21 protein-coding genes and 2 tRNA genes are annotated in these 24716 nt (G+C 62.8%); 14 read left to right on the top strand and 9 right to left on the bottom strand.

Annotation, left to right across the window (positions count from 1 at the left end; translation table 11 throughout):
- The first annotated feature begins 19 nt into the window (after positions 1-19).
- The 6 genes from ACLBKS_RS05660 (at position 20) to moaD (ending at position 6377) form a co-directional block, all read left to right on the top strand.
- Entirely contained in the window at positions 20-1255 is a 1236-nt protein-coding gene (locus ACLBKS_RS05660; RefSeq protein WP_035608344.1) for a pyridoxal phosphate-dependent aminotransferase, read from the top strand.
- 46 nt (positions 1256-1301) lie between these two features.
- Positions 1302-2675 (top strand): homoserine dehydrogenase, encoded by a 1374-nt coding sequence (locus ACLBKS_RS05655; protein WP_410191809.1) that lies wholly within the window; start codon positions 1302-1304, stop codon positions 2673-2675.
- Positions 2675-4204: a threonine synthase gene (locus tag ACLBKS_RS05650; RefSeq protein WP_410191808.1), complete on the top strand. Its 1530-nt coding sequence runs from the start codon at positions 2675-2677 to the stop codon at positions 4202-4204. Before ACLBKS_RS05655 ends, ACLBKS_RS05650 begins: the two co-directional genes overlap by 1 nt.
- A gap of 75 nt (positions 4205-4279) precedes the next feature.
- The gene (gene mobB, locus ACLBKS_RS05645; protein WP_410191807.1) at positions 4280-4816 is read left to right on the top strand and encodes a molybdopterin-guanine dinucleotide biosynthesis protein B; all 537 of its coding nucleotides are present in this window, start codon (positions 4280-4282) and stop codon (positions 4814-4816) included.
- Positions 4817-4830: 14 nt separating this feature from the next.
- Positions 4831-6081 (top strand): gephyrin-like molybdotransferase Glp, encoded by a 1251-nt coding sequence (glp, locus tag ACLBKS_RS05640; protein WP_410191806.1) that lies wholly within the window; start codon positions 4831-4833, stop codon positions 6079-6081.
- A gap of 29 nt (positions 6082-6110) precedes the next feature.
- Complete coding sequence (gene moaD / locus ACLBKS_RS05635; RefSeq protein WP_410191805.1) at positions 6111-6377, top strand: molybdopterin converting factor subunit 1; 267 nt, start codon at positions 6111-6113, stop codon at positions 6375-6377.
- Between the two features lie 102 nt (positions 6378-6479).
- Here the strand turns inward: moaD and dapA are convergent, their stop codons facing one another.
- Positions 6480-7385, bottom strand: coding sequence for a 4-hydroxy-tetrahydrodipicolinate synthase (gene dapA, locus ACLBKS_RS05630; protein WP_410191935.1), 906 nt, complete (start codon positions 7383-7385; stop codon positions 6480-6482).
- Between the two features lie 296 nt (positions 7386-7681).
- Between dapA and ACLBKS_RS05625 the strand changes: the two genes are divergently transcribed.
- Complete coding sequence (locus ACLBKS_RS05625; protein ID WP_410191804.1) at positions 7682-8176, top strand: molybdenum cofactor biosynthesis protein MoaE; 495 nt, start codon at positions 7682-7684, stop codon at positions 8174-8176.
- Positions 8177-8259: 83 nt separating this feature from the next.
- Here ACLBKS_RS05625 and ACLBKS_RS05620 read toward each other — a convergent pair whose 3' ends face one another.
- Positions 8260-9495, bottom strand: a complete 1236-nt coding sequence (locus ACLBKS_RS05620; RefSeq protein WP_410191803.1) for a PQQ-dependent sugar dehydrogenase — start codon at positions 9493-9495, stop codon at positions 8260-8262.
- A gap of 103 nt (positions 9496-9598) precedes the next feature.
- Between ACLBKS_RS05620 and clpB the strand changes: the two genes are divergently transcribed.
- On the top strand, positions 9599-12223 hold the full coding sequence (gene clpB, locus ACLBKS_RS05615; protein ID WP_410191802.1) for an ATP-dependent chaperone ClpB: 2625 nt from the start codon (positions 9599-9601) through the stop codon (positions 12221-12223).
- 36 nt (positions 12224-12259) lie between these two features.
- Here the strand turns inward: clpB and ACLBKS_RS05610 are convergent, their stop codons facing one another.
- Complete coding sequence (locus ACLBKS_RS05610) at positions 12260-12490, bottom strand: hypothetical protein (RefSeq protein WP_410191801.1); 231 nt, start codon at positions 12488-12490, stop codon at positions 12260-12262.
- Positions 12491-12658: 168 nt separating this feature from the next.
- Between ACLBKS_RS05610 and ACLBKS_RS05605 the strand changes: the two genes are divergently transcribed.
- Positions 12659-13591, top strand: a complete 933-nt coding sequence (locus tag ACLBKS_RS05605) for a histone deacetylase family protein (protein ID WP_410191800.1) — start codon at positions 12659-12661, stop codon at positions 13589-13591.
- 122 nt (positions 13592-13713) lie between these two features.
- On the opposite strand, the gene ACLBKS_RS05600 is transcribed toward ACLBKS_RS05605, so the two are convergent.
- Positions 13714-14175 (bottom strand): SWIB/MDM2 domain-containing protein, encoded by a 462-nt coding sequence (locus ACLBKS_RS05600; RefSeq protein ID WP_410191934.1) that lies wholly within the window; start codon positions 14173-14175, stop codon positions 13714-13716.
- A 741-nt stretch (positions 14176-14916) separates the two neighbouring features.
- Here ACLBKS_RS05600 and ACLBKS_RS05595 point away from each other — a divergent pair.
- The 4 genes from ACLBKS_RS05595 (at position 14917) to ACLBKS_RS05580 (ending at position 17418) form a co-directional block, all read left to right on the top strand.
- The gene (locus tag ACLBKS_RS05595; protein ID WP_410191799.1) at positions 14917-16023 is read left to right on the top strand and encodes a ketopantoate reductase family protein; all 1107 of its coding nucleotides are present in this window, start codon (positions 14917-14919) and stop codon (positions 16021-16023) included.
- 87 nt (positions 16024-16110) lie between these two features.
- Positions 16111-16187, top strand: a tRNA-Pro gene (locus ACLBKS_RS05590).
- A 227-nt stretch (positions 16188-16414) separates the two neighbouring features.
- Entirely contained in the window at positions 16415-17272 is an 858-nt protein-coding gene (locus ACLBKS_RS05585) for an HDOD domain-containing protein (protein ID WP_410191798.1), read from the top strand.
- 69 nt (positions 17273-17341) lie between these two features.
- Positions 17342-17418 (top strand) — tRNA-Arg (locus ACLBKS_RS05580).
- 12 nt (positions 17419-17430) lie between these two features.
- On the opposite strand, the gene ACLBKS_RS05575 is transcribed toward ACLBKS_RS05580, so the two are convergent.
- The 3 genes from ACLBKS_RS05575 to ACLBKS_RS05565 are packed head-to-tail and all read right to left on the bottom strand — an operon-like array spanning position 17431 to position 19955.
- Entirely contained in the window at positions 17431-17748 is a 318-nt protein-coding gene (locus ACLBKS_RS05575) for a YkgJ family cysteine cluster protein (RefSeq protein ID WP_410191797.1), read from the bottom strand.
- Positions 17749-17775: 27 nt separating this feature from the next.
- Complete coding sequence (gene argF / locus ACLBKS_RS05570) at positions 17776-18732, bottom strand: ornithine carbamoyltransferase (protein WP_410191796.1); 957 nt, start codon at positions 18730-18732, stop codon at positions 17776-17778.
- 8 nt (positions 18733-18740) lie between these two features.
- Complete coding sequence (locus ACLBKS_RS05565; protein WP_410191795.1) at positions 18741-19955, bottom strand: aspartate aminotransferase family protein; 1215 nt, start codon at positions 19953-19955, stop codon at positions 18741-18743.
- 152 nt (positions 19956-20107) lie between these two features.
- Here ACLBKS_RS05565 and ACLBKS_RS05560 point away from each other — a divergent pair, with 152 nt between their 5' ends.
- Positions 20108-20428, top strand: coding sequence for a DUF3579 domain-containing protein (locus tag ACLBKS_RS05560; protein ID WP_410191794.1), 321 nt, complete (start codon positions 20108-20110; stop codon positions 20426-20428).
- 174 nt (positions 20429-20602) lie between these two features.
- Here ACLBKS_RS05560 and rpsT read toward each other — a convergent pair whose 3' ends face one another.
- Both rpsT and ACLBKS_RS05550 read right to left on the bottom strand, forming a co-directional pair.
- Complete coding sequence (gene rpsT / locus ACLBKS_RS05555; RefSeq protein ID WP_410191793.1) at positions 20603-20899, bottom strand: 30S ribosomal protein S20; 297 nt, start codon at positions 20897-20899, stop codon at positions 20603-20605.
- 183 nt (positions 20900-21082) lie between these two features.
- On the bottom strand, positions 21083-24562 hold the full coding sequence (locus ACLBKS_RS05550) for a DUF2126 domain-containing protein (RefSeq protein ID WP_410191792.1): 3480 nt from the start codon (positions 24560-24562) through the stop codon (positions 21083-21085).
- Positions 24563-24716 lie beyond the last annotated feature (154 nt).

Raw genomic sequence — 24716 nt, 5'->3', positions numbered from 1 at the left:
CAAGGTCATTCCTTCAGCCATGAGTCAACGTCTCCACCGGAAGTCGGCCAAGTTGGCCAATGTGCTTTACGACGTGCGCGGCCCCATCGTGGACGCGGCCAAGCAGATGGAGGACGAGGGCCAGAAGATCATCAAGCTGAACATCGGCAACCTCGCGCCGTTTGGCTTCGACGCGCCGGAGGAAATCCAGCAGGACATGATTCGCAACCTGCCCAATTCGGCGGGATATTCGGACAGCAAAGGCATCTTCGCCGCGCGCAAGGCGGTCATGCACTACACGCAGCAGCAGGGCATCGCTGGCGTCACGCTGGACGATATCTACCTGGGTAACGGTGCGAGCGACCTGATCACGATGGCGACCAATGCGCTGCTGGACGACGGCGACGAACTGCTGGTGCCGGCGCCAGACTACCCTTTGTGGACGGCCGTGGCCAGCCTGTCGGGTGGCAAGCCCGTGCATTACCTCTGCGATGAGGCCAACGGCTGGATGCCCAACCTGGACGACATCCGTCGCAAGATCACGCCCCGCACCAAGGGCTTGGTGGTGATCAACCCGAACAACCCAACGGGCGCGCTCTATAGCCTGGAGTTGCTGCAGGGCTTGGTGCAAATCGCGCGAGAGCACGGCCTGGTGCTGATGGCCGACGAGGTGTATGACAAGGTGCTGTATGACGGTGTGCAACACACGGCGCTGGCCAGCCTGTCCACGGATGTGCTGACTCTGACTTTCAACTCGCTGTCCAAGGCCTACCGCGCCTGCGGTTACCGCGCAGGCTGGATGGTGGTCTCGGGCGACAAGGCGGCGGCCAAGGACTACATCGAAGGCCTGAACATGTTGGCCAACATCAAGTTGGGATCCAACGTCCCCGGCCAGTACGCCATCCAAACCGCGCTGGGCGGTTACCAAAGCATCCAGGATCTGGTGAAGGAGGGCGGGCGCCTGCGTCGTCAACGTGATCTGGCCTACGAGCTGATCACAGCGATTCCCGGTGTCAGCTGCGTCAAGCCCAAAGCCGCGCTGTACATGTTCCCCCGGCTTGATCCGGTGCTGTACCCGATCGAGGACGACCGGCAGTTCTTCATGGAAGTGCTCCGCGCCACGCGCGTGATGCTGGTCCAGGGGTCGGGCTTCAACTATCCAGACAACCAGCACTTCCGCATCGTCTTCCTGCCCCACGAGGACGATCTGCGCGAAGCCATCGGGCGCCTGGCGAAGTTCCTCGAGGACTGGCGCCGCCGCCACGGCACGGCTTGAGTCGCGCCGGGCACCGCTCTTCTGTTTTTCGATTTCACGGGTTCACATGAAAGCTATCCAAGTAGGTCTGCTGGGCATCGGCACGGTGGGCGCCGGCGTGTTTCAGGTATTGCAGCGCAACCAGGAGGAAATCCGTCGCCGCGCGGGCGTAGGCATTGAGGTGCGCGCCGTCGTAGCGCGCAATCTGGCCCGTGCCCAAGCCATTGTGGCCGCGACCCCGGCCGGTGCGGGCGTGAAGGTCACGGCCGATGCGCGCGAGATCATTCGCGACCCCGAGATCGACATCGTGGTCGAACTCATCGGCGGCTACGACCAGGCCCGTACCCTGGTGCTGGAAGCCATCGCCGCTGGCAAGCACGTGGTCACGGCCAACAAGGCTCTGCTGGCCGTGCACGGCGCGGAAATCTTCGCCGCGGCCCGCGCCAAGGGCGTGATCGTGGCGTTCGAGGCCGCGGTCGCCGGGGGTATTCCCATCATCAAGGCCTTGCGCGAGGGCCTGACGGCCAACCGCATCCAGTGGATCGCCGGCGTCATCAACGGCACGACCAATTTCATCCTATCCGAGATGCGCGACAAGGGGCTGGATTTCGACGTGGTGCTAAAGGAGGCGCAGCGCCTGGGTTACGCCGAGGCGGACCCGACCTTCGACATCGAGGGCATCGACGCCGCGCACAAGGCCACCATCATGGCGGCCATCGCCTATGGCATCCCCGTGCAATTCGACAAGGCCTACACCGAAGGCATCACCCAGCTCGCTGCGCAGGACATCCGCTACGCCGAGCAACTCGGCTACCGCATCAAGTTGCTGGGCATCAGCAAGCGAACCGCTCATCCGGATGCGTCCGGCAAACCGTCGGGTGGCATCGAGCTGCGCGTGCACCCGACCCTGATTCCTGCCAAGCGCCTGATCGCCAATGTCGAGGGCGCGATGAATGCCGTGGTGGTCAACGGCGACGCGGTGGGTACCACGCTGTACTACGGCAAAGGGGCAGGCGCCGAGCCCACGGCCAGCGCCGTGGTGGCCGACCTGGTCGACATTGTGCGCCTGCACGCCGCCGACCCACAGCACCATGTGCCCTATCTCGCTTTCCAGCCCGACTCCCTGAGCAACCTGCCCGTGCTGCCCATGAGCGAGGTCGTGACGAGCTACTACCTGCGCCTGCGTGTGGCGGACCAGGCGGGCGTGCTGGCCCAGGTCACCCGCATCCTGGCCGACGCGGACATCAGCATCGATGCCTTGCTTCAGCGCGAGGCCGACGAGGTGGGAGGAGAGGGGGCACAGGGAGTACCCCAGACCGATCTGATCATGCTCACGCACGAAGCGCGGGAAGGCACGATGAATGGGGTTCTGGCCAAGTTGCAGGCCCTGCCGACTGTGCTGGCGCCCATCGTGCGCATCCGCAAGGAGGAGCTGGCCTGATGAAATACCTGAGCACGCGCGGCGAAGCCGCGAACAAGCGCTTTTGCGACATCCTGCTCGAAGGCCTGGCGCCCGATGGTGGTCTCTACTTACCCGAGACCTACCCGCGCGTGGACGCGCCCACGCTGGCGCGCTGGCGCGACATCTACCATCGCAGCCCGCAGGGTTACGCCGACCTGGCGTTTGAGATTCTGTCGCTCTACATCGACGACATTCCGGCCGAGGACCTGCGCGCCATTTGCCGCAAGACCTACACCGCTGAAGTTTTTGGCACCGGCGAGATCGTGCCGCTGCGCCACGTCGAGGACGGTCTTTGGCTTGAGGCCCTGTCGAATGGTCCCACGCTGGCCTTCAAGGACATGGCGATGCAACTCCTGGGCAACCTGTTCGAGTACGAACTGGCGCGCAGGAACGGCGGGCGTGGCGAGCAACTGAACATTCTCGGTGCGACCAGCGGAGACACCGGCAGCGCGGCCGAGTACGCCATGCGCGGCAAGAAGGGCGTGAACGTGTTCATGACCAGCCCGCACGGGCGCATGAGCCCCTTCCAGCAGGCTCAGATGTTCAGCCTGCAAGACCCGAACATCCACAACCTGGCCATTCAGGGCGTGTTCGACGATTGCCAGGACATCGTCAAGGCGGTCAGCAACGACCTCGACTTCAAGCGCAAATACAAGATCGGCACGGTCAATTCGATCAACTGGGCGAGATTGTTGGCCCAGGTGGTGTATTACTTCGCGGGCTACTTCCAGGCCACTGAATTGACGACCCCCACGCTCCCCGCGGCGCGAGGTTCGCTGCCCCCCGAAGGGGCTGATTCGCCTTGGGGCGGCCCGGCGGCGAATCCGAATCTGCCGCAGGTGAGCTTCACGGTGCCGAGCGGCAATTTTGGCAATGTCTGTGCGGGCCATGTGGCGCGCATGATGGGACTGCCGATCGCCAAGCTGGTCGTGGCCACCAACGAAAACGATGTGCTTGACGAATTCTTCCGCACCGGTGTCTACCGCGTGCGCGGCAGCGCCGACACGCATGAAACGTCCAGCCCGTCGATGGACATCTCCAAGGCGTCCAACTTCGAGCGTTTCATCTTCGACCTGCTGGGACGCGATGGCGCGAAGACCCGTGCCTTGTTCGGCGAGCAATTGAACCAGTCGGGTGCCTTTGACCTCAGCGCGGATCCCGCTTTTCCTGCGGCGAAAACAAATTACGGCTTCGTCAGTGGCAAGAGCACCCACGCCGACCGCTTGCGCACCATCCGCGACAGCTGGGAACAGCACGGCTTGATGATTGATCCGCACACGGCCGATGGCGTCAAGGTGGCCCGGCAATACCGCGAGGTGGGCCAGCCCATGATCGTGCTGGAGACGGCCTTGCCCATCAAGTTCGCCGACACCCTCGTTGAGGCCCTCGGGCGCGAGCCGGAGCGGCCCGCCAAGTACGCGGGCATCGAGCAACTGCCCAAGCGCGTCACGGTCCTGGGCAAGGATGTGCGGGCCGTCAAGGACTACATCGTCCGGCATGTGGGCTGAAGGCTGAGCCGGGCGTGCACGCAGCGGCTGTTGCAACTGGGCGTTGACCATGCTGCAAGCGGGAGGCTACGTCGCATGAAGGTGGTCGCTTTCGCGGGCTACTCTGGCGCGGGCAAGACCACGCTGGTGGAGCAGTTGATTCCCGCGTTCAAGGCGCTGGGCCTTCGTGTCTCGGTGCTCAAGCATGCTCACCATCGATTCGATGTCGATCATCCTGGCAAGGACAGTTGGCGGCACCGTCAGGCCGGCGCCTTTGAGGTGTTGGTGGCCTCGGACCGGCGCCTTGCCCTGATGCGTGAATACGAGCGCGAACAGGAACCCCAGGTGCACCATCTGCTGGCGGAACTGAGCCCGGTGGTGGACTGGGTGTTGGTGGAGGGCTTTCGTCACAGCGATCTGCCCAAGGTCGAGGTGTGGCGCTCAGACACGGCACATCCCGTGTGCTATCCCGACGATCCCTATGTCGTGGCCATCGCGACCGACGATGCCAGTTGCCTGCCGCAGCCCACCGGTCTGACGCTGTTGGAGCTGAATGCGCCCGAAGCCGTGCGGGATTGGTTGCTCGCTCACGGGGGACGGTTCGAGTACCAGTCCGAAACCTATCTGGGCTGAAAGACAATCACGGCATGAACACCGCTCGCCCGCCCCTCAAGACCCTGGACTCGGCCTTGGCCGAATTGCTGGCGCAAGCCCTGCCTCTGTCAGAGGTGGATGACCTGGACACCTTCGAAGCCGATGGTCGTGTGCTCGCGCGGGACCTCGTGTCCGAGTTGAACGTGCCACCGCGCGACAACAGCGCCATGGACGGCTACGCCCTGCGCTGTGCCGATGTGGCGGTCGCTGGCACCACCTTGCGTGTCGCACAGCGCATCGCCGCGGGCGCCGTGGCCGATCAAGCGCTGGCGTCTGGCGAAGCAGCGCGCATCTTCACCGGGGCGCAACTGCCGCCGGGCGCGGATGCCGTCGTGATGCAGGAAGATTGCCAGTCCCTGGACGACGGCAGTGTGCGGATCAACACCGTGCCCGTGCCGGGCCAGAACGTGCGCCGCGCGGGCGAGGACGTGCGCCTGGGTGCCACCGTGCTGCCGAGGGGCACACGCCTGAACCCCGCCGCGCTGGGCCTGGCGGCGAGCATCGGCCTGAGCCGCTTGCCCGTGGCACGGCGCCCCCGCGTGGCGCTTTTTTCCACCGGCGACGAACTCGTCATGCCGGGCACCGTGATGCCCGCGCAGCTGCCGCCCGGGGCGATCTACAACTCCAACCGCTTTTTCCTGCGCGCGCTGCTGCAGCGCCTGGGCTGCATGGTGACGGACTGCGGCATCGTGCCCGACCAGCGCGACGCCACCCTCAACGCCCTGCGGCAAGCCGCCGAAGGCCATGACCTCATTCTCAGCAGTGGCGGCGTGTCCGTGGGCGAGGAAGACCATGTGAAACCAGCCGTGCAGTCCCTCGGCTCCTTGGATCTTTGGCAAGTCGCGATCAAGCCCGGCAAGCCTTTCGCCTATGGCAAGGTGCGTGCTGGGCAGGGGCAGGCCCACTTCATCGGCCTGCCGGGCAACCCGGTGTCGAGCTATGTGACCTTTCTGTTGTTGGTGCGGCCTTTCCTGTTGCGTTTGCAGGGGGTGCCCGAGCCGGCCGTGGCACCGACCATGGTCACCTTGCCCGCCCATTTCGAGTGGGCGCGTGCCGACAAGCGGCGTGAGTTCCTGCGCGCGCGCCGCAACGAGTCCGGAGGCGTGGACCTCCACCCTCAGCAGGGCTCGGGTGTGCTGACCTCGGTGGCCTGGGCGGATGGACTGGTGGACAACCCGCCCGAGCGGCGCATTGCCCACGGTGATCCGGTGCGCTTCATCGCCTTCTCTGAATTCATGGTCTGAAGGTGTCACTACAGCGCAGCGAGGACCTCATGAAAATCAAGATCAAGTATTTCGCCTCCATCCGTGAAGCTCTTGGCACGGACCAGGAGGATGTGGACACCCATGCGACGACCGTGGGGGGGCTGCGCGACGAGCTGATCGCGCGGGGCGGAGCCCATGCCCCGGCCCTGGCACGAACCCGAGACGGCAAGAGCCGCGCCGTGCGCGCGGCGCTGGACCAGCGCATGTGTGCGGAAGACGCCGCGCTGCGCGAGGGCTGCGAGGTCGCGTTCTTCCCGCCGGTGACCGGGGGTTGAATCGAGGGCCTCGCGTCAGGCGAGGCCACTCGTGGACGCTTATCGCCCGAAACGCCTGCGAGCAATTCCATCCACCCTCCGGCCGTCAACCACGTTCAGGGCTCATGCGTGGTCGGTCCACGCCCGCAGTCGTTCCCTCAGCCCGGGCGTGACTGGCGTCATGGGCGCGCGCAGCTCTTCCCGCATGCGGCCTTGTCCAGCGAGCAAAGCCTTCAGGGGGCCGGGGTTAGGTTCCGCGAACAGGGCCTGGATCAGTGGCACCAGTTCCTGCCATGCGGCGCGCGCCTCGTCCAGGCGCCCTGCGGCGATCTGGGCGATCAGTGCCACGAAGCGCGCCGTCCGCACGTGGGCGCTGGCCGTGATGCCGCCCACGCCCCCCTGCGCCAGGGTGGCGTAGAGCTGCAAGTCCTCGCCCGCCAGCACGTCCAGACGCCCATCGGCGATCAGGGCCAGGGTCTTGCCCGCGTCACCGCCACAGTCCTTGACCGCCTGGATGTTGGGGTGCGCGGCCAGCTTCAGCAGGGTGTCCGTGCCGATGTGCGCGCCCGTGCGGTAGGGAATGTCGTAGACGATCAGCGGGGCCGCGCTGCTGTCGGCCAGTGCGTGGAACCAGTCCAACAGCCCAGCCTGCGCGGGCCGTACATAAAGCGGCGCGGAAGTGAGCAGGCCCGCCAGGGGGCGCGAGGCCAACTGGCGCATCCAGTCGCGCAGCGTGGGCAGGTGGTAGCCGCTGACGCCCATGACCACGGGCAGGCCCTGGGCAGCCTCGACCACGGTGTCGAGCACGGCCAACTGTTCGCCGGTGTCGAGCGCGGCGGCTTCGCCCGTGGAACCACAGGCCACGAAGCCACGCACCCCTTGGTGGCGCAGCTGATTGACCAATTGACCCAAGGCGGGCAGGTCGGGTGCGCCATCCCGGAATGGCGTTACGAGAGGTATCCACAGGCCCGCATAACGACGTGGCTTGGATGCATGGTCTGCATTCGCGCCACCGTCGTGGGGCTGTATTCCGTGGCCATGATGGGCATCGGTGAAGGGAGAGGATAAGGAAGTGATCACGCGTGTTCCTTGCAAGCGACCGGTCGGATGACCGTCGTCGAAGTCGCGCGAAATGCCTGGGAGTGCAGGAGGGCGGTTCCGTCGCGCATCCGACGACGGAACCACAGCTCCGGTCAGATGAGCTGAGGTTTGGCTTTTTTGTCCAGGCCTGCCGCACGCAAGCTTCGGCCACCGAGGGTGGCTGGTTCGAGCAAGAGGCAAGTCATGGACATGCGAGGCAGTATAGCGGTGCCACAATCCGGACCATGACTGCAGCGCGCGTTTTCATCCAGACCGAGGACTTCAACCTGGCGAACGAGATCGCCGCCCTGCGCGAGGGTGATGCGCGCGTGGGCGCGGTGTGCAGTTTCGTCGGCACCGTGCGCGACAGGAACAGTGGCTCCATGCACGGCGGCACGGGGGACATCAGTGCGATGGAACTGGAGCATTACCCCGGCATGACCGAGCAAGCCATAGAAGGCATGATCGACGAGGCTCTGCGGCGCTTTGACATCTACGCTGCCCGCGTGATCCATCGCGTGGGCTTGCTGCGACCCATGGATCAGATCGTTTTGGTGGCCGTCACCTCGGCGCACCGCGGGCAGAGCTTTCAGGCCTGTGAGTTCCTGATGGACTACCTCAAGACCCAGGCCCCGTTCTGGAAGAAGGAGACCACGCCGCTGGGCGCCCGTTGGGTGGATGCGCGCGTCAGCGATGACGAAGCGTTGGCGCGCTGGGGCATTTCAGCGCGCAATGCCTGAGCCGAAGTTCACGGTGCCGTACGTGGAGCAGTCGTCTGGGTGCAGCGCTTGCCTCAAGCGGGCGGCTTGTGAAACCAAGTGCTTCAGTTAACTCCGCGCTCGGGCACCAGCCGCAGCAGACGTCCTTGGGGATGGTCGGTCAGCACATAAATGAAACCGTCTGGCCCCTGCCGCACATCGCGCACGCGCTGGCCAATGGCGTTCGGCTCGACCATCCGGCTTTCGCGGACCACTCGACCCTGGGGATACCGGGCTGACGGGGGCTCCAGTTCCAAGCGGGCCACGTAACCGAACTTGAGCGAACCGACCAGCAGATTGCCAATCCAGTCGGGGCCGTAGCGCGTGCTCGTGACGAAAGCCATGCCCGAAGGTGCGATCGATGGTGTCCAGAAGTGCAGCGGCTGTTCGGTGCCGGGCTGAGCGTTTTGGCCTGTCCCGACGGCGCTCATGTCGTAGTTGCGGCCATGGCTGACCCGAGGCCAGCCGTAGTTGGCACCGGGCTGTGGCAGGTTGATCTCGTCGCCGCCCATCGGGCCGTGCTCCAATTCCCACAGCACGCCGCTCGGCGCCAACACCAACCCCTGGGGGTTGCGGTGACCATAACTCCAGATCTCCGGTCTGGCCCCGGGGCGGTTCAAAAAGGGGTTGTCCGATGGCACGCTCCCGTCCTTGCGGATGCGCAGTACCTTGCCGAGGTGGTTGTCCAGGCTCTGTGCCTGGTCGCGGTAGTGGAATCGTTCGCCCAGGGCCAGGAAAAGGCTGCCATCCGGCGCGCTGCCCGCCGTGCCTCCGTTGCGCCGGCCCTCGGCGATTCGGCAGCCGTAGTGGTTGCCGCTGTCCACCTTGGGCACCTGGCGCAGCAACACCCGCAGATCAAGCAATCGGGACCCGTCGGAAGACAGCCGCGCACTGGCGAGCGCGGTGCCGGACAAGGACGGCTCTCGTGTATCTGGCTCTGCGTAGCAAATATAAAGAACGCGATTGCGGGCAAAGTCGCTGTCCAACTGCAAATCCAGCAGGCCTCCTTGTCCCACGGCACGTACAGCGGGCAGCCCCTGCACCGCAGGGCGCACACGCCCATGGGGCTCGATGAGGCGCAGACTTCCGTCGCGCTCCGTCACGAGGTAGCGGGCGCCGGAGGTGTCGCCGTCCGGGAGAAAGGCCAGTGCCCAGGGATGGTCCAGGCCCACGGCGACTTCCTGCACCAGGATCGGCGTAGCGGACGCCTGTGTCGCCGCCGCTGCGGGGAGGCAGAAGCCCCAGGCCGTCAACAGGGACGCTAGGGCTGGCCAGGGGAGGGCGCAGAAGAATGCAGTCATGTGAGCAAGTATGCGGCGCGCGGTGACGGTACAAGGCGATCACCCTTGAAAATGCCGGGGTTCACCCTCATGCTGGGAAGCAGACTTCCTCACGGTTCCAACCATGCAATTCACCACCAAATTCCAGGAAGCCCTGGGCGAGGCGCAAAGCCTCGCGTTGGGCAAGGACCACGCTTACATCGAGCCGCTGCATGTGCTCGCCGCCATGCTGCGCCAGCAGGATGGCCCCAAGGCCCTGCTGCAGCGCGCCGGCGTCAACACGGCAGGCCTGCTGGCCGCCGCCGAGGCTGGCGTCGACAAGCTGCCCGAGGTGCAGGGGCAGCAGCAGGTGCAGGTCGGGCGTGATCTGCACAGCCTGCTGCAGGCGGCCGAGAAAGAGGCCCTCAAACGCGGTGACCAGTACCTGGCCAGCGAGCTCTTTCTGCTGGCCGTGGCCGATGTGAAGCCCGGCGACAAAGGGGACATCGGTGGCATGGCCAAGGCCAACGGCCTGACGCGCAAGGCCCTGGAGTCGGCGATCGAAGCCGTGCGGGGTGGCGAGAAAGTGGATAACCCCGACGCCGAAGGCCAGCGCGAGGCCCTCAAGAAATACACGCTCGACCTGACAGCACGCGCTCGTCAAGGCAAGCTGGACCCTGTCATCGGCCGCGACGATGAGATCCGCCGCGCCATCCAGGTGCTGCAGCGTCGCAGCAAGAACAACCCCGTTCTGATTGGTGAGCCTGGCGTGGGCAAGACGGCCATCGTCGAGGGCCTGGCCCAGCGCATCATCAACGGCGAAGTGCCGGAGAGCCTGCGCGACAAGCGCGTGCTGGTGCTGGACATGGCTGGCCTGCTGGCCGGTGCCAAGTTCCGTGGCGAATTCGAGGAGCGGCTCAAGGCTGTGCTCAAGGAAGTGGCGCAGGACGAAGGCCGCATCATCCTCTTCATCGACGAAATCCATACCATGGTCGGCGCGGGCAAGGCCGAGGGTGCGATCGACGCGGGCAACATGCTCAAGCCCGCGTTGGCACGCGGTGAGTTGCACTGCATTGGCGCCACCACTTTGGACGAATACCGCAAGTACATCGAGAAAGATGCGGCGCTGGAGCGCCGTTTCCAGAAGGTGCTGGTCGAGGAGCCGACGGTGGAGCAGACCATCGCCATCCTGCGTGGTTTGCAGGAGAAGTACGAAGTCCACCACGGCGTGGACATCACCGACCCGGCCATCGTGGCGGCCGCGGAATTGAGCCACCGTTACATCACCGACCGTTTCCTGCCCGACAAGGCGATTGACCTCATCGACGAGGCCGCCGCCAAGATCAAGATCGAGATCGACTCCAAGCCCGAGGTCATGGACAAGCTGGATCGCCGCATGATCCAGCTCAAGATTGAGCGCGAGGCCATGAAGAAAGAGACCGACGAGGCCTCGCAGAAGCGCCTGGCCTTGATCGAGGAGGAAATCACCAAATTGCAGAAGGAAGCCGCCGACCTGGAGGAGATCTGGAAGTTGGAAAAAGCCCAGGCCCAGGGCGGTCAGCATCTGCGCGAGGAAATCGAGAAGCTCAAGGGTCAGATCGAGGAACTGACACGCAAGGGCGATTTCAACCGGGTGGCCGAGCTGCAGTACGGCAAGCTGCCGGAGCTGGAGAAACGTCTCAACGAAGTGCAGGCCAGCGAGGCCGCGAAGGCAAGCGGCGATTCCAAGGCGCCGCGGCTGCTGCGCACCCTGGTGGGTGCAGAGGAAATCGCCGAGGTCGTCAGCCGTGCCACTGGCATTCCCGTCGCCAAGATGATGCAGGGTGAGAAGGACAAGCTGCTGCGCATGGAGGACAAGCTGCACGAGCGCGTGGTGGGCCAGGACGAGGCCATCTCGGCGGTGGCCAACGCCATCCGCCGTTCGCGCTCGGGCCTGTCCGATCCGAACCGACCCACAGGCTCTTTCCTCTTCCTTGGCCCGACCGGCGTGGGCAAGACCGAGCTCTGCAAGGCGCTGGCGGGATTCCTGTTTGACAGCGTGGACCACTTGGTGCGCATCGACATGAGCGAGTTCATGGAGAAGCACTCCGTGGCTCGCCTGATCGGCGCACCGCCCGGGTATGTCGGTTACGAGGAGGGCGGCTATCTGACCGAGGCGGTGCGCCGCAAGCCCTACAGCGTCGTGTTGCTCGACGAGGTGGAGAAGGCCCACCCGGACGTCTTCAATGTGCTGCTGCAGGTGCTGGACGATGGCCGCTTGACGGATGGCCAAGGGCGGACCGTGGACTTCAAGAACACGGTGATCGTAATGACCAGCAACATCGGTTCACAGCTGATCCAGAACATGGCTGGGCGGCCCTACGAGGACGTGAAGGACGCGGTCTGGGGCGAATTGAAGAACCACTTCCGCCCAGAGTTCCTGAACCGCGTGGACGAGACCGTGGTGTTCCATGGCCTGGATGCGGCCAACATCGCCAGCATCGCGAAGATTCAGTTGCAGGGTCTGCAGGACCGCCTCGTCAAGATGGAGCTGTCGCTGCAGGTCTCCGACAAGGCGCTGGCCGAACTCGCGAAAGTGGGGTTCGATCCGGTCTTCGGCGCTCGCCCCTTGAAGCGAGCGATTCAGCAGCGTATCGAAAACCCTCTGTCCAAGTTGTTGCTGGAAGGGAAGTTCGGTCCCAAGGATGCCATCACGGTGGATGTGGATCCGATCCTGGCTCCAGGCCAGTTTGCGTTCGAGAAGGCGGAGCGATCGGGCCTGTCAGGCTGATCAAGTGGATCAATCGCGGGTCGATCTGTCCGTGCTTTAGGACTTCACGGTCTGTTCGACCGCCGCCTTGGCTTCGGCCAGATTCGCGAAAAAGCGGACAGACTGGGGTGTGGCTTTGGGCAGGTGCGCTGGGGCCGGCCATACACGCCCGTCGAGCCAACTGGCGGACCAACCGCCTATGTCCTTGCCCTTCAGTGTGCAAACGGGGGTGTCGTTGACATGGGCGGTCCAGGTCAAGGGAGATTCTTTCCAGATGATTTCAGCCATGGAGCCCTCGCGGTGTCAGCGTTGTGGGAAACAGTGTAACGGGTGTGTAACACGCGGGCATTCTAGGAGCAGGTTCTGGAATGCTCAATAGCGTTCCAGACAGCGAATCCGTGTAAAACATCGGCTGGATAACCGGCTCAATAAGAGCAACCAGGAGACTTCCCCGCCATGTCCACGCTGATCTATACCCACGCTGCCTGTCTGGAGCACCGACCCGGCCCCCACCACCCAGAATCGCCGGAACGCCTTGAAGCGGTGCTGGCGGCACTGAAGACGCCCGAGTTCTCGGGGGCTGTCTGGCGTGATGCCCCCTTGGGCACCTATGACCAAGTCTTGCGCGTGCATACCCCTGAGTACGTGCAGGAAGTGCAGGATCTGTCACCTGTGCAGGGCTATCAGTTGCTGGATGGTGGAGATACCATCATGTCCCCCGGAACGCTAGAAGCCGTGATGCGCTGCGTTGGCGCGGCCTGTGCTGGCGTGGATGACGTGGTCAGCGGGAAGGCCAGCAACGTCTTTTGCGCGACTCGTCCTTGTGGACACCACGCCGAGGCGGCACATGCCATGGGCTTTTGCGTGTTCAACCAGGCGGCGATCGCGGCGTTGCATGCCAGGGAGGCCCACGGTGTCCGTCGCGTGGCGGTCGTGGACTTTGATGTGCACCATGGCAATGGCACTCAGAACACCTTCTACGACGATCCTGAGTTGTTCTATGGTTCCTGCCATCAATCGAATTTCTATCCTGGCACGGGCTTGAGGCAGGAGACCGGCGTGGCGGGCAACATCGTCAACGTGCCCTTTCCACGGGGCACTGGTTCTGCGGCTTTCCGTTCTGCCATGACGGACCATATGCTGCCCGCCTTGCGCGATTTCGCTCCCGAGTTGCTGATCATTTCTGCAGGCTTCGACGCGCACGAGTTGGACCCATTGGGGGGGCTGCAGTTCACGGATGAGGATTACCTCTGGATCACGCGCGAACTCATGCAGGTGGCGGACGAGACTGCCCAGGGTCGTGTGGTCTCGGTGCTGGAAGGTGGGTATAGCCTGGAAGGGCTGGCCAGCGGGACGGCTGCGCATGTTCGCGCCTTGATGGCACGCTGAGTCCGAGCGTAAGAATCAGAAAGCTGAGAAGAGTGCTCTGATAAAAAAAGCCACTGCTCAACGCAGCGGCTTTTCATGGGCCTGATGTCACGCTCGAAACAGGCCCGAGCTGTCGTGACAACTCAGCTCAGGTGCTTGCCAATCAGCGAAGCCAATTCAAACATGGTGATCTGTGCCTTGCCGAACACCGTTTTGAGCTTGTCATCGGCGTTGATGTTGCGCTTGTTCACCTTGTCTTGCAAGCCATTCTTCTTGATGTAGGCCCACAGCTTGCTGACGACTTCGGTGCGCGGCAGCGGCGTGCTGCCCACGACGGCGGCCAGAGCGGGGCTGGGCGTGAGGGCCTTCATGAAAGCCGCGTTCGGCGTGCGCTTTTTGGCAGGCGCTTTTTTCGCTGCCACCTTCTTGGCGGGAGCGGCCTTCTTCGCGGGGGCCTTCTTGGCCGGCGCAGCCTTCTTCGCCGGCGCCGCTTTCTTTGCGGGAGCGGCCTTCTTCGCAGGGGCCTTCTTGGCCGGAGCTGCCTTCTTAGCCGGAACTTTCTTTGCAGCGGCTTTTTTTGCCGGAGCCTTCTTTGCAGTTGCCATGATTGAGATTCCTCTTCTAGAAGTTAGGTGAGTGCCAGAGCTCAAAATTGTCTTTGGCGTTGGCACCGTGGATGCTATCGGAGAAAAAACCTGTCTCCAAGCGAAAGCTGCGTTTTTTCCCTCGGAAATGTTGTTTTTCCATGGCGGATTTACCTCTGGAAAATGGCCCGCGGCGCGTAAGCCATGCAACGCCCATGTGATCAGCGAGCCCGTGCGTTCTCTCGCTTTCCGATGGCTCCAAGCATGAAGCAAGCATGTCGCGTGGTTGTTGTCACGCCTGCATACGAGCAAGGGTGTGCGGTCTGCACATCTCAATGCCAAACACCTCTTCTGGTGATGCGCGTTTTCGGTCGAAGTCGTCGCACATTCACTCGCTCAGCCTAGGCCTGGGCTCAAAGCGCGGGGTGACTACGCGGACGTGGCCTGCCGCAGTGGTTGCGCGGGTGGTGCGATGCATGATTTCACGCATACTGATTTCTTTTCTCAATGCGAAATCACCTTGGAGCTTGACTGAGGATTCCATTTGAATATGAGATATTCCTTTTCATATTAAGGAATGATTTCGGTAAGCTATTGATATAAAAAGAATATTTACTTTTCTGCTCTTGTGGTGGTGGCTATCGATTTTGAGAGCTTCGTTTTACGATGGGGTCAGTGCCTACGCTGCAGTGCACAAAAATCAGAAAAAGCGCTGTCGGCTGAGCGAACGGTTCTCAAGTAAATAGAAAGGTAGTGTTCGACATGAAAAAGCAATTCAAGGTGCTGATACTGGGGGCGTCTTATGGCTCCTTGCTTGGCAGCAAACTCTTGATGGCGGGGCACAGCGTGACCCTGGTTTGCCGCCAAGAGACTGCCGATCTGATCAACCGGGAAGGCACGCGCGTTCGCATGCCCGTCAAAGGGCGCGACGGTTTGGTGGAGATTGACTCCCGCGAATTACCTGCTGCGGCAGGCCAACTTGAAGCGATGTCGCCGCAAGCCGTGCAAGTCACGCGATACGATCTTGTGTGCCTTGCCATGCAAGAGCCGCAGTACAGCGCGCCCGGCGTGCGAGAACTGATGCAGTCGGTGGCCCGAGCCAAGTTGCCATGCCTGTCGATCATGAACATGCCGCCGCTGCCCTACCTGGCGCGGATTCCTGGGTTGGATGCCAAGGCGCTGCGCGCCTGTTATCACGACCCCGCCGTGTGGGAGCAATTTGAGCCTGGCCTCATGACCCTGTGCAGCCCAGACCCCCAGGCTTTCCGCCCGCCGGAAGAGCGTCCCAACGTGCTCCAAGTGGGCCTACCGACCAACTTCAAGGTGGCTCGGTTCGAGAATCCCGCGCACACCGCGATGCTGACGCAGATGGAACAAGACATCGCGGATGCTCGTCTTGAAGTGGGTGGCGAGCGACTGGACTTGCCGGTCAAACTCAAGGTGCATGACTCCATCTTCGTCCCGCTTGCGAAGTGGGCCATGCTGCTCACCGGCAACTACCGATGCATCGGCGCGCAAGGGATGCGTTCGATCAAGGAAGCCGTGCATGGAGATATCACGCAGTCTCGCGACGTGTACGAATGGGTGTGCCAGCTGTGTCGTCAACTCGGCGCGCTGCCAGACGATTTGGTGCCCTTCGATAAATATGCTGCCGCAGGCACCGGTTTGCTCAAACCCTCTTCAGCCGCGCGTGCCCTGGCAGCGGGCGCGACAGACATTGAGCGTATAGATCTATTGGTGAAGCTGGTGGCTGAGCAGCAGAATCTGCAATCGGACTCTGTGTGTGAAACGGTTCGCCTGGTCAATGGGTGGCTGGAGCGCAATCGAAAGGCGAGGGCAGCACAAGCGACCGAGGCCCAAGCCGCGTGACACTGGGGCCGACGCTACGCGTCGGTCGCCGCGTTTGCTCGCTCGATGTCGAAGAGGCCCGGATCTCAGGCTATAATGCGGCCTCTTCGGTGTGTGGCGCAGCCTGGTAGCGCACTTGCATGGGGTGCAAGGGGTCGAAGGTTCGAATCCTTTCACACCGACCAAAATTCACCTGAACGCCACTGATGCCTTGCCTCAGTGGCGTTTTCGTTGGTTCCTCTCGCGTGCGAGCGTGTTGCGCGGTCAATTTGCAGCCCCGTTTTTTCTTGTCCAGGGGCAAGCATGTTTCAGCATGTAATGCCTCGGACTGGTGACCGGTCGAACGCTACGATGGGACATTTTCCGAAGTGTGGTTCTGTCCGCGTCGAGATTTTCCCACTCCAATTCGTTCATGGATCTGAAGCAACTTGTTCACGACCCCGGGGCATTTCCTAGCATCCCGCGGGTGATCGCGCTGGTGATGAACGAGCTCGGGCGTCCGGACCCTGACTTGCGCAGGATCAGTGCTCGCTTGAAGGAGGATCCGGTGATGACCGCCCGACTGTTGGCCATCGCCAACTCGTCTCGGTTCAACCTGAGCCGTGGCGTGAGCAGTTTGGGTGAAGCCTTGCCCCTGTTTGGGCTGAGCGAATTGCGAGAGATGGTCCACGCCGCAGCCGTGGCCAGCGCCTTGCGGCAGGTCGGGGGCGTCAATATGACTCAGTTCTGGCGCTACAGCCTCAACACCGCCAAGCTTGCACGCAAGTTGGCCATGGTGACTCCCTATGCGGCCACGGCTTTCACCGCTGGCTTGGTGCATGCGGCGGGCGAACTGATCATGCATCGTGCCCTGCCGCGGCAAATGGCTGAACTCGACGCCTTGGTGCCGGTCTTCGATTTGCGCCGCGCCGCGGAGGAGAAAAAACTCCTCGGCTACTCTTATGCGGAAGTCGGCGGAGCGTTTGCTCGCTCCTGGAAGTTGCCGAGTCCACTGGTCGATGTGCTGGAGCATCACGTCGAACCGCCGATTGGATTGACCGGCCCTGGGCAGAAGGGCGAGGCTCCCACATCGCAATCGGTCGCCCTTACTGCCATGGTGCACCTAGCCGCATGGCGTGCCCGCGGACAAGAAGCCAACCTGAACTTCAGCGAACTGCTCGCCAGTTTTCCGCAAGGGGTGGCGTCCGCTTTGCATCTTGACAGCCAGCAGGTGTTGGATGCCAAGGCCATCGATTGGACGTCCCAGCAGGAAGTGTTGAGTTATTTGTAATGCATCCATGGCGCGCGCAGTGGTGCACGCTTCGCGTGCTTTAGCGCCGGTATGATCGCGCCTTCGTGACTGCCCGTAGCTCAGTTGGATAGAGCAACAGCCTTCTAAGCTGTGGGTCGGGGGTTCGATTCCCTCCGGGCAGGCCACTCTATGGACGTTTAGCCCACGTTGTCTGTCAACGGTGGAAGTCCGTGCCGGGAGCGGGCGCGGTTGCAGGCTTCGCTGCCTTCCTCGAACTCGCGGCACGGGGACGGGCGCCATTCGTAGATGCCACAGGCGACCTGCGTGCCCAGCTTGCCCGTCAAGGCGGCGCAGCGGATCGGCACGTGGTCGGTGCCTCGCATCCGCGCGGTGTTGCCGTTAACTTCAACGGCCAGTCCGTCAGGCACGGTACCACCGGCACTCTCCAGCTCATAGGCAGAGAAGTCGACTCGAAAATAGCAGCAGCAGGCGCCACAGCTTGTGCAGGCAGTCATGGTGATCGTCGGTTGTGGCGACTTTTTTCAGGTCAAGCGGCCCAGTAGCAGGTACTCCATGAGTGCTTTTTGCACATGCATTCGGTTTTCGGCTTCATCCCAGACCACCGACTGCGGTCCGTCGATGACGTCGGCCGTGACTTCCTCACCCCGATGAGCGGGGAGGCAATGCATGAACAGGGCGTCGGGTTTGGCTGCCTTCATCATGCGGCTGTCCACGCACCAGTCAGCGAAGGCCTTGCGGCGCGCTTCATTCTCGGCTTCGTAGCCCATGCTGGTCCAAACATCGGTGGTCACCAGGTCGGCCCCCACGCACGCTTGCAATGGGTCCTTGAAGACCTTGTAGCAGTCGCTGCGGACATGAGCGATCGCTGGATCGATCTCGTAGCCGCTGGGTGTGCTCACGTGCACCGTGAAACCCAGCAGGTCGGCCGCCTGTAGCCAGGTGTTGGCCATGTTGTTGCCATCACCCACCCAAGCCACGACCTTGCCTTTAAGGTTGCCAGGCTCCAGCCTGCCGTCCGCGGTGACGCCGCGATACTCAAGGTAGGTGAAGAGGTCCGCGAGGATCTGGCAAGGGTGGTATTCGTTCGTCAGACCATTGATCACGGGCACGCGCGAATGCGCCGCAAAGCGTTCGATCTTGTCCTGGCCGAAAGTGCGGATCATGACGATGTCCACCATACGGCTGATGACCCGTGCGCTGTCCTCGATCGGTTCAGCGCGCCCGAGCTGGCTATCCCCCGTCGTCAGATGAACCACACTGCCGCCCAGTTGGTACATGCCCGCCTCGAAACTCACGCGGGTGCGCGTGGAGGCTTTCTCGAAGATCATCGCCAGTGTGCGGTCCGGATCGGCGAAGGGGTGGTACTTCTCAAAAGCCTTGAATTTGGCTTTGATGAAGCGCGAGCGCTCGAAGAGGTAGCCGTATTCCTCCGCGCTCAAGTCGCTGAACTGCAGGTAGTGCTTGAGTTTCTGAGACATGGCGGCGTTCATTCTTGTTCTGCGAGGAAGGTGCGCACCAAAGGCAGCAGGCGCGCCAACAGCTCGTCAATCTCTGCCTTGTTGATGATGAGCGGTGGCAACAGGCGGACGACGCTATCGGCTGTCACGCTGATCAGCAGGCCTGCCTCGGCCGCACGGGCGATCAAAGCACCGCAGGGCTTCGCGAGCTCCATTCCGATCATCAGGCCCTGGCCCCGCACTTCCTTGACACCGGGGTGCGTACCCAACTCGGTGCGCAGGCGACCCATCAGGTACTCGCCCATGTTTGCAGCGTTCTCCAACAAGTCGTCTTCTTCCATGATGCGCAGGGTCTCGACGCCTGCGCGCATCGCCAGCGGATTTCCGCCAAAGGTACTGCCGTGGTTACCAGGCTGCAGTACCTCCGCAGCCTTCGGGCCCGTGACGATCGCGCCGATGGGCACCCCTGAGGCCAAACCCTTGGCGAGTGCCATCACGTCTGGCACGATGCCGGCCCATTGGTGGGCGAACCATTTGCCTGTGCGGCCCATACCGCTTTGCACTTCATCAATGCATAGCAGCCAGTCCCGTTCCGTGCAAAGCGCGCGCACGGCGCGAAGATACTCGTTGCGCATGGCGTTGATCCCGCCTTCGCCCTGGATGGTCTCGAAGAACACAGCCACCACGTCGGGATTGCCTTCGGTGGCGCGCTTCAAGGCTTCGATGTCGTTGAGCGGTACGCGGATGAAACCCGGCACCATGGGCTCAAAGCCTTTTTGCAGTTTGGTGTTGCCGGTTGCACTCAGGGTGGCGATCGAACGGCCGTGGAAGGCGCGTTCATAGACGACGATCTGCGGGTTGTGGATGCCTTTGTCGTGCCCGAACTTTCGGGCCAACTTGATCACCGCCTCGTTTGCTTCCAGACCGCTGTTGCAGAAAAAGGCCTTGCTCATGCCTGACAGCTCGGCCAGTCGCGTGGCGAGTTGTTCCTGGCCCGGCACGTGGTAATAGTTCGATGTGTGGATGAGCTTGGCGATCTGTTCCTGGAGGGCAGGCACGAGTCGCGGGTGGTTGTGACCCAAGGTGTTGACTGCGATGCCCGCCAGGGCGTCCAGATACTCCTTGCCGTTAACGTCCCAGACGCGGCAGCCTTGACCGTGCGACAGTGCGATCGGTACACGACCGTAGGTGTTCATCACGTGGGGCGAGCTGGGCGCGACGGGCAGGGCGGCAGGGTGGTTCATGGGGCGCGATTCGTTGAGGAAAACAAAGCGGCCCAAGCGCTTGCGGCGGCTTGGGCCGACTGGAAAACCGTGCCCGCATTTTAGGCCCTGGGTGGTGTCATGATGGGGTGCCGCATTGCCTCAAGTCTTATATAAGATAGAATACTTGCGTCATGGTTTCCACCACCGTCAAAGAAGTCCAAATCCTCGGGCTCACCCGCTCAGGCAAGACTTTTCGTCCCAGCGACTGGGCCGAGCGCTTGGCAGGGGTGATGAGCCAGTTCTGCCCAGGTGTTGCGACGCGTGGCGGTCATTGGGCCTACTCACCTTGGTGTGTGCCCAGCACGACCGCGGATGGGGTGAAATGCGTGATCGTGAACCGCGAATTGCGCGATGTTGAACCCAAGGCCTGGGACTTCTGCATCAATTTTGCGAAAGACAATGACCTGCAGATGATCGAGCTCGATGCGCAGGGACGTCCTGTCGAGGGCTGATCCAGGCTGAAGGCCGAAGCCTTCCCGCTTGATCGAAAGCAAGTCGATTCCGGATGGATCGCCAAACAAAAACGCCGCTGGTTTCCCAGCGGCGTTTTGCTCTGTTGACAGCGCACCCGTTTCAAACGGCGAAGCGATGCGGATACCGCTCCGGGCTTGCCTGATGACTATGGATCAGGCGGCGGCCAAGGCTTTGACCTTGGCGGACAGGCGGCTCTTGTCGCGAGAGGCCTTGTTCTTGTGGAAGATGCCCTTGTCGGCCACGGAGTCCACCACGGCCTGCATCTTGGCAAACAGTTCGGTGGCCTTGGCCTTGTCACCGGTCAGAACGGCTTTTTCAACGTTCTTCACGGCGGTACGGTATTTGGAGCGCAGGGAAGTGTTGGCTGCGTTGAGCTTGACGTCCTGACGTGCGCGTTTGCGGCCCGACGCCAGGCGCGGGTTCTTCTTCTTTGGCTTTCCAGAGGCCATGAGTGGTTTCCTTTGTGTCTGTGGATGTTGTCAGCAGAGCCCACGATTATAGCGCGGCCGGCCCGCGCTTGCCCGAGCACCCGTTCCGCCCTGGCTGTGGGCGAGCGGGGACCGGGCAAGGGCCTTGCGCGACCTGGGTGGCGCAGGCGGCGGAGGGAACGTGGCGCCGCCGCTGCCTGGGTTTCAGTTCCGCAGATCCAGCGTGAACGGGAACTCGCGGCTGCCTGGCAGCGCCTGGGTGGCCGACAGGGGCGACAGCGGTTCGTGCGTGTGGCGCGTAAGGGAAAAACGTGCCAGGCGGCGGCTTTCGGCCTCGTAGGCGTTGATCGGGAAGGTGATGTAGTTGCGCCCGCCCGGATGCGCCACATGGTATTGGCAGCCGCCCAGGCTGCGCTGCATCCAGGTGTCCACCAGATCGAACACCAGTGGCGCATGCACGCCGATCGTGGGGTGCAGGCTAGACGGCGGGTTCCAGGCCTTGTAGCGCACGCCAGCGACATACTCGCCCACGGTGCCCGTGGGCTGCAGAGGTAGGGGACGTCCATTGACCGTCACCGTGTGGCGGCTGGGGTTGAGACCGGTCACCCGGACTTCGATGCGCTCCATCGAGGAGTCCACATAACGCACCGTACCGCCAACCGCACCCTCCTCACCCATCACGTGCCAGGGTTCGAGGGCATTGCGCAGCGTGAGGGTCATGCCCAGCATCTGCAGCTCGCCTGCCAGCGGGAAGCGGAATTCGAAGTGCGGGGCGAACCATGCGTCTTCGAAGGCAAAACCGGCCTGTCGCATTTCCTGCAAGACATCTGCAAAGTCCATCTTGACGAATGTGGGGAGCAGGAATCGGTCATGTAACTCCGTGCCCCACCGCGTGGCCGGTGCCTGGTAAGGCTGGTTCCAGAAGCGCGCGACCAAGGCGCGCAACAGCAACTGCTGCGCGATGCTCATGCGCGCGTGAGGCGGCATCTCGAACGCGCGTAATTCCAGCAGGCCCAGGCGGCCGGTGGGACCATCTGGCGAGTACATCTTGTCGATGCAGAATTCGCTGCGGTGGGTGTTGCCTGTCACGTCGATCAGGATGTTGCGCAACGTGCGGTCCAGCAACCAAGGCGGCATGTCCTGTCCGTACTTTTGGCGGTTGACTTGGATCTCCCTCAGCGCAATCTCCAGCTCGTACAGCTGGTCGTTGCGAGCCTCATCCACCCGTGGGGCCTGGCTGGTCGGGCCGATGAAGAGGCCGCTGAACAGGTAACTCAGCGAGGGGTGGTTGTGCCAGTACAGCAGCAGGCTGGCGAGAAGCTCTGGTCGTCGCAAGAACGGACTGTCCGCGGGCGTGGCGCCGCCGAGCACGAAGTGGTTCCCCCCGCCCGTGCCGGTGTGGCGACCGTCGGTCATGAATTTTTCGGCGCACAGATGCGTTTCGAAGGCCGCCTGGTAGAGGAACTCGGTGCGTTGAACCAGTTCCTTCCAGTTGTGCGAGGGGTGGATGTTGACCTCGATCACACCGGGGTCAGGCGTGACCTGCAGCATCTTGAGTCGAGCATCCCTCGGGGGGGGATAGCCTTCCAGCACGATCTTGAAGCCTAGCTCGGCGGCGGTCGCCTCAACCGCGGACAGCAGATCCAGATAATCCTCTAGCCGCGCCAGGGGCGGCATGAAGACGTAGAGGAGGCCACTACTCTTGCCACCGTGCTCTCGTTCGGCCTTCGGTCCGTTGGCACGCATGGGATCGCGCGCCTCCACGCACAGCGCGGTCCGCGTGATCCAGTGCGCGGATTCGAAACGCTGGGGTTGACGTGTAGACATTGCTGCGGATTGAGGCCCGGTGCCGGCGCTCATACCGTTCGGGCCCGTGGGCGGGGTTTCGCCGCCCGAGCCGCCCGCTACTGAGCCACTCAGCTTGCGCGCTGTGTACTGCGCGCGAATTTCCGCGGCTCGCTGCAGAGGCGGGCGCGGGTCGTAGGGGTCTTGTTGGATGACCCACGGATAGTCGCCCTCTCCCACCCAGGGCAGAGAGTCCAGCGGTAGGCGATACCCCATGGCCGAGTCTCCCGGCACAAGGTACATGCGCTCATCTCTAAAGAACCAAGGGCCGGTGCTCCAACGTGAACCGCCCAGCGTCGGGCCCGCGCCGGCCTGCAAGGGGAGTGCGTAACCCACCACAGCGTCCAATTTCTGGCTGAAGACCCGCCGCAGCCGTTGGCGTTCCAGTTCGTCGTCCAGCCGGGCGTGAAAGGGATCCACATTGACCGGAAGGCGCCGCTCGCGCCACAGGTAGTACCACGTGTCTTCGTAGCCGGGCTGAATATAACGAGTGTTCAGCCCCAGCTTGCTGGCCAGGGTGTGGGTGAAGAGTTGGGCGTCTTCACTGCTGTATTGACCCGGAGATCGTTCGTCGGCGAACAAGCCTGGGTCGTGCCAGATGGGCTCGCCATCTGCCCGCCAGCAAATGGAGAGCGCCCAGCGCGGCAACTGCTCACCCGGGTACCACTTGCCTTGTCCGAAATGAAGAAAACCGCCTTGCCCGTATTCGGTGCGCAATTTGTGCACCAACTCGGTGGCGTAGCCACGTTTGGTTGGACCGAGTGCATCGGTGTTCCATTCGGGTGCATCCCGATCACTGGTGGCGACGAAAGTGGGTTCGCCGCCCATCGTCAGGCGCACATCGCCGGCCTGTAGCTGGCTCTCCACCTGTTCTCCCAGGGCCATGATGGCGGCCCACTGTGCGTCGGTGTAGGGCTTGGTGACGCGAGGAGACTCATGGATGCGCGTGACCTGCATGTGGTGCGAAAACTCGACGTCTGCCTCGTCCCCCTCGCTGGCGGGGGCCGCCACCGAAAACATGCCTTCGATGGGCGCGGCGCCCGACGGTTGCGGGGTGCAGGCCAGGGGAATGTGACCCTCGCCCGCCATCAGACCACTGGTGGGGTCCAGACCGATCCAGCCCGCGCCCGGCAGATACACCTCGCACCAGGCATGCAGGTCTGTGAAGTCCACCGTGGTGCCGCTGGGACCGTCGATGGCTTTCACGTCGGGCGTCAGTTGGATCAGGTAACCCGAGACAAAACGTGCCGCCAAGCCGCAATGCCTGAGCAGGTTGACCAGCAGCCAGCCGGAATCGCGGCAGGAGCCGCTGGCCTTGCGCAAGGTCTCTTCGGGTGTCTGCACGCCAGGCTCCAGCCGGATGAGGTACTGGATGTCGGTTTGCAGTTTCTGGTTGAGCGCGACCAGGAAATCCACCGTGCGACGTTTTCGCAAATCAATGCCATCCAGATACTGCTTCAGCAGCGGCGTGAGTGGCGCCGCCACCAAGTAGGGCGCCAGCTCCTCACGCAAGGCTGGGTTGTAGCTGAAAGGAAAATGTTCTGCCTCGGGCTCCAAGAAGAAGTCGAAGGGGTTGTAGACCGCCATCTCGACCACCAGATCGATCGCGACTTGAAACTCTCGTGTCTTCTCCGGAAAAACCAGCCGAGCCTGGTAGTTCGCGAAGGGGTCCTGCTGCCAGTTGATGAAGTGTTGGGCTGGTTCAACCCGCAGCGAATACGAGATGATCTTGCTGCGGCAATGGGGTGCGGGCCTTAGCCGCACAGTCTGCGGACCCAGTTGTACCGGACGGTCGTACTTGTAGTGGGTGACGTGCTGGAGTGCGGCGTGGATGGACATGGCGCGATGAGTGCGGGGAGGGTGGAGGCTCGTTGCTGAGCCGTGCGTGGCGGCAGATGACGGAGAGTGAAGTATTCAATCCCGGTGCGGTTTGATGAGCTTATAGCAAGAGCTGAGCCAAAGGCCCAGGCATGCGAACGCGCCTCATCCGAGG

Source organism: Hylemonella sp. W303a, assembly GCF_046452315.1.
Lineage (GTDB): Bacteria > Pseudomonadota > Gammaproteobacteria > Burkholderiales > Burkholderiaceae_C > Hylemonella.
The sequence above is the reverse complement of the archived record's forward strand: the minus strand, read 5'-3'. Positions and strand labels throughout refer to the sequence as shown.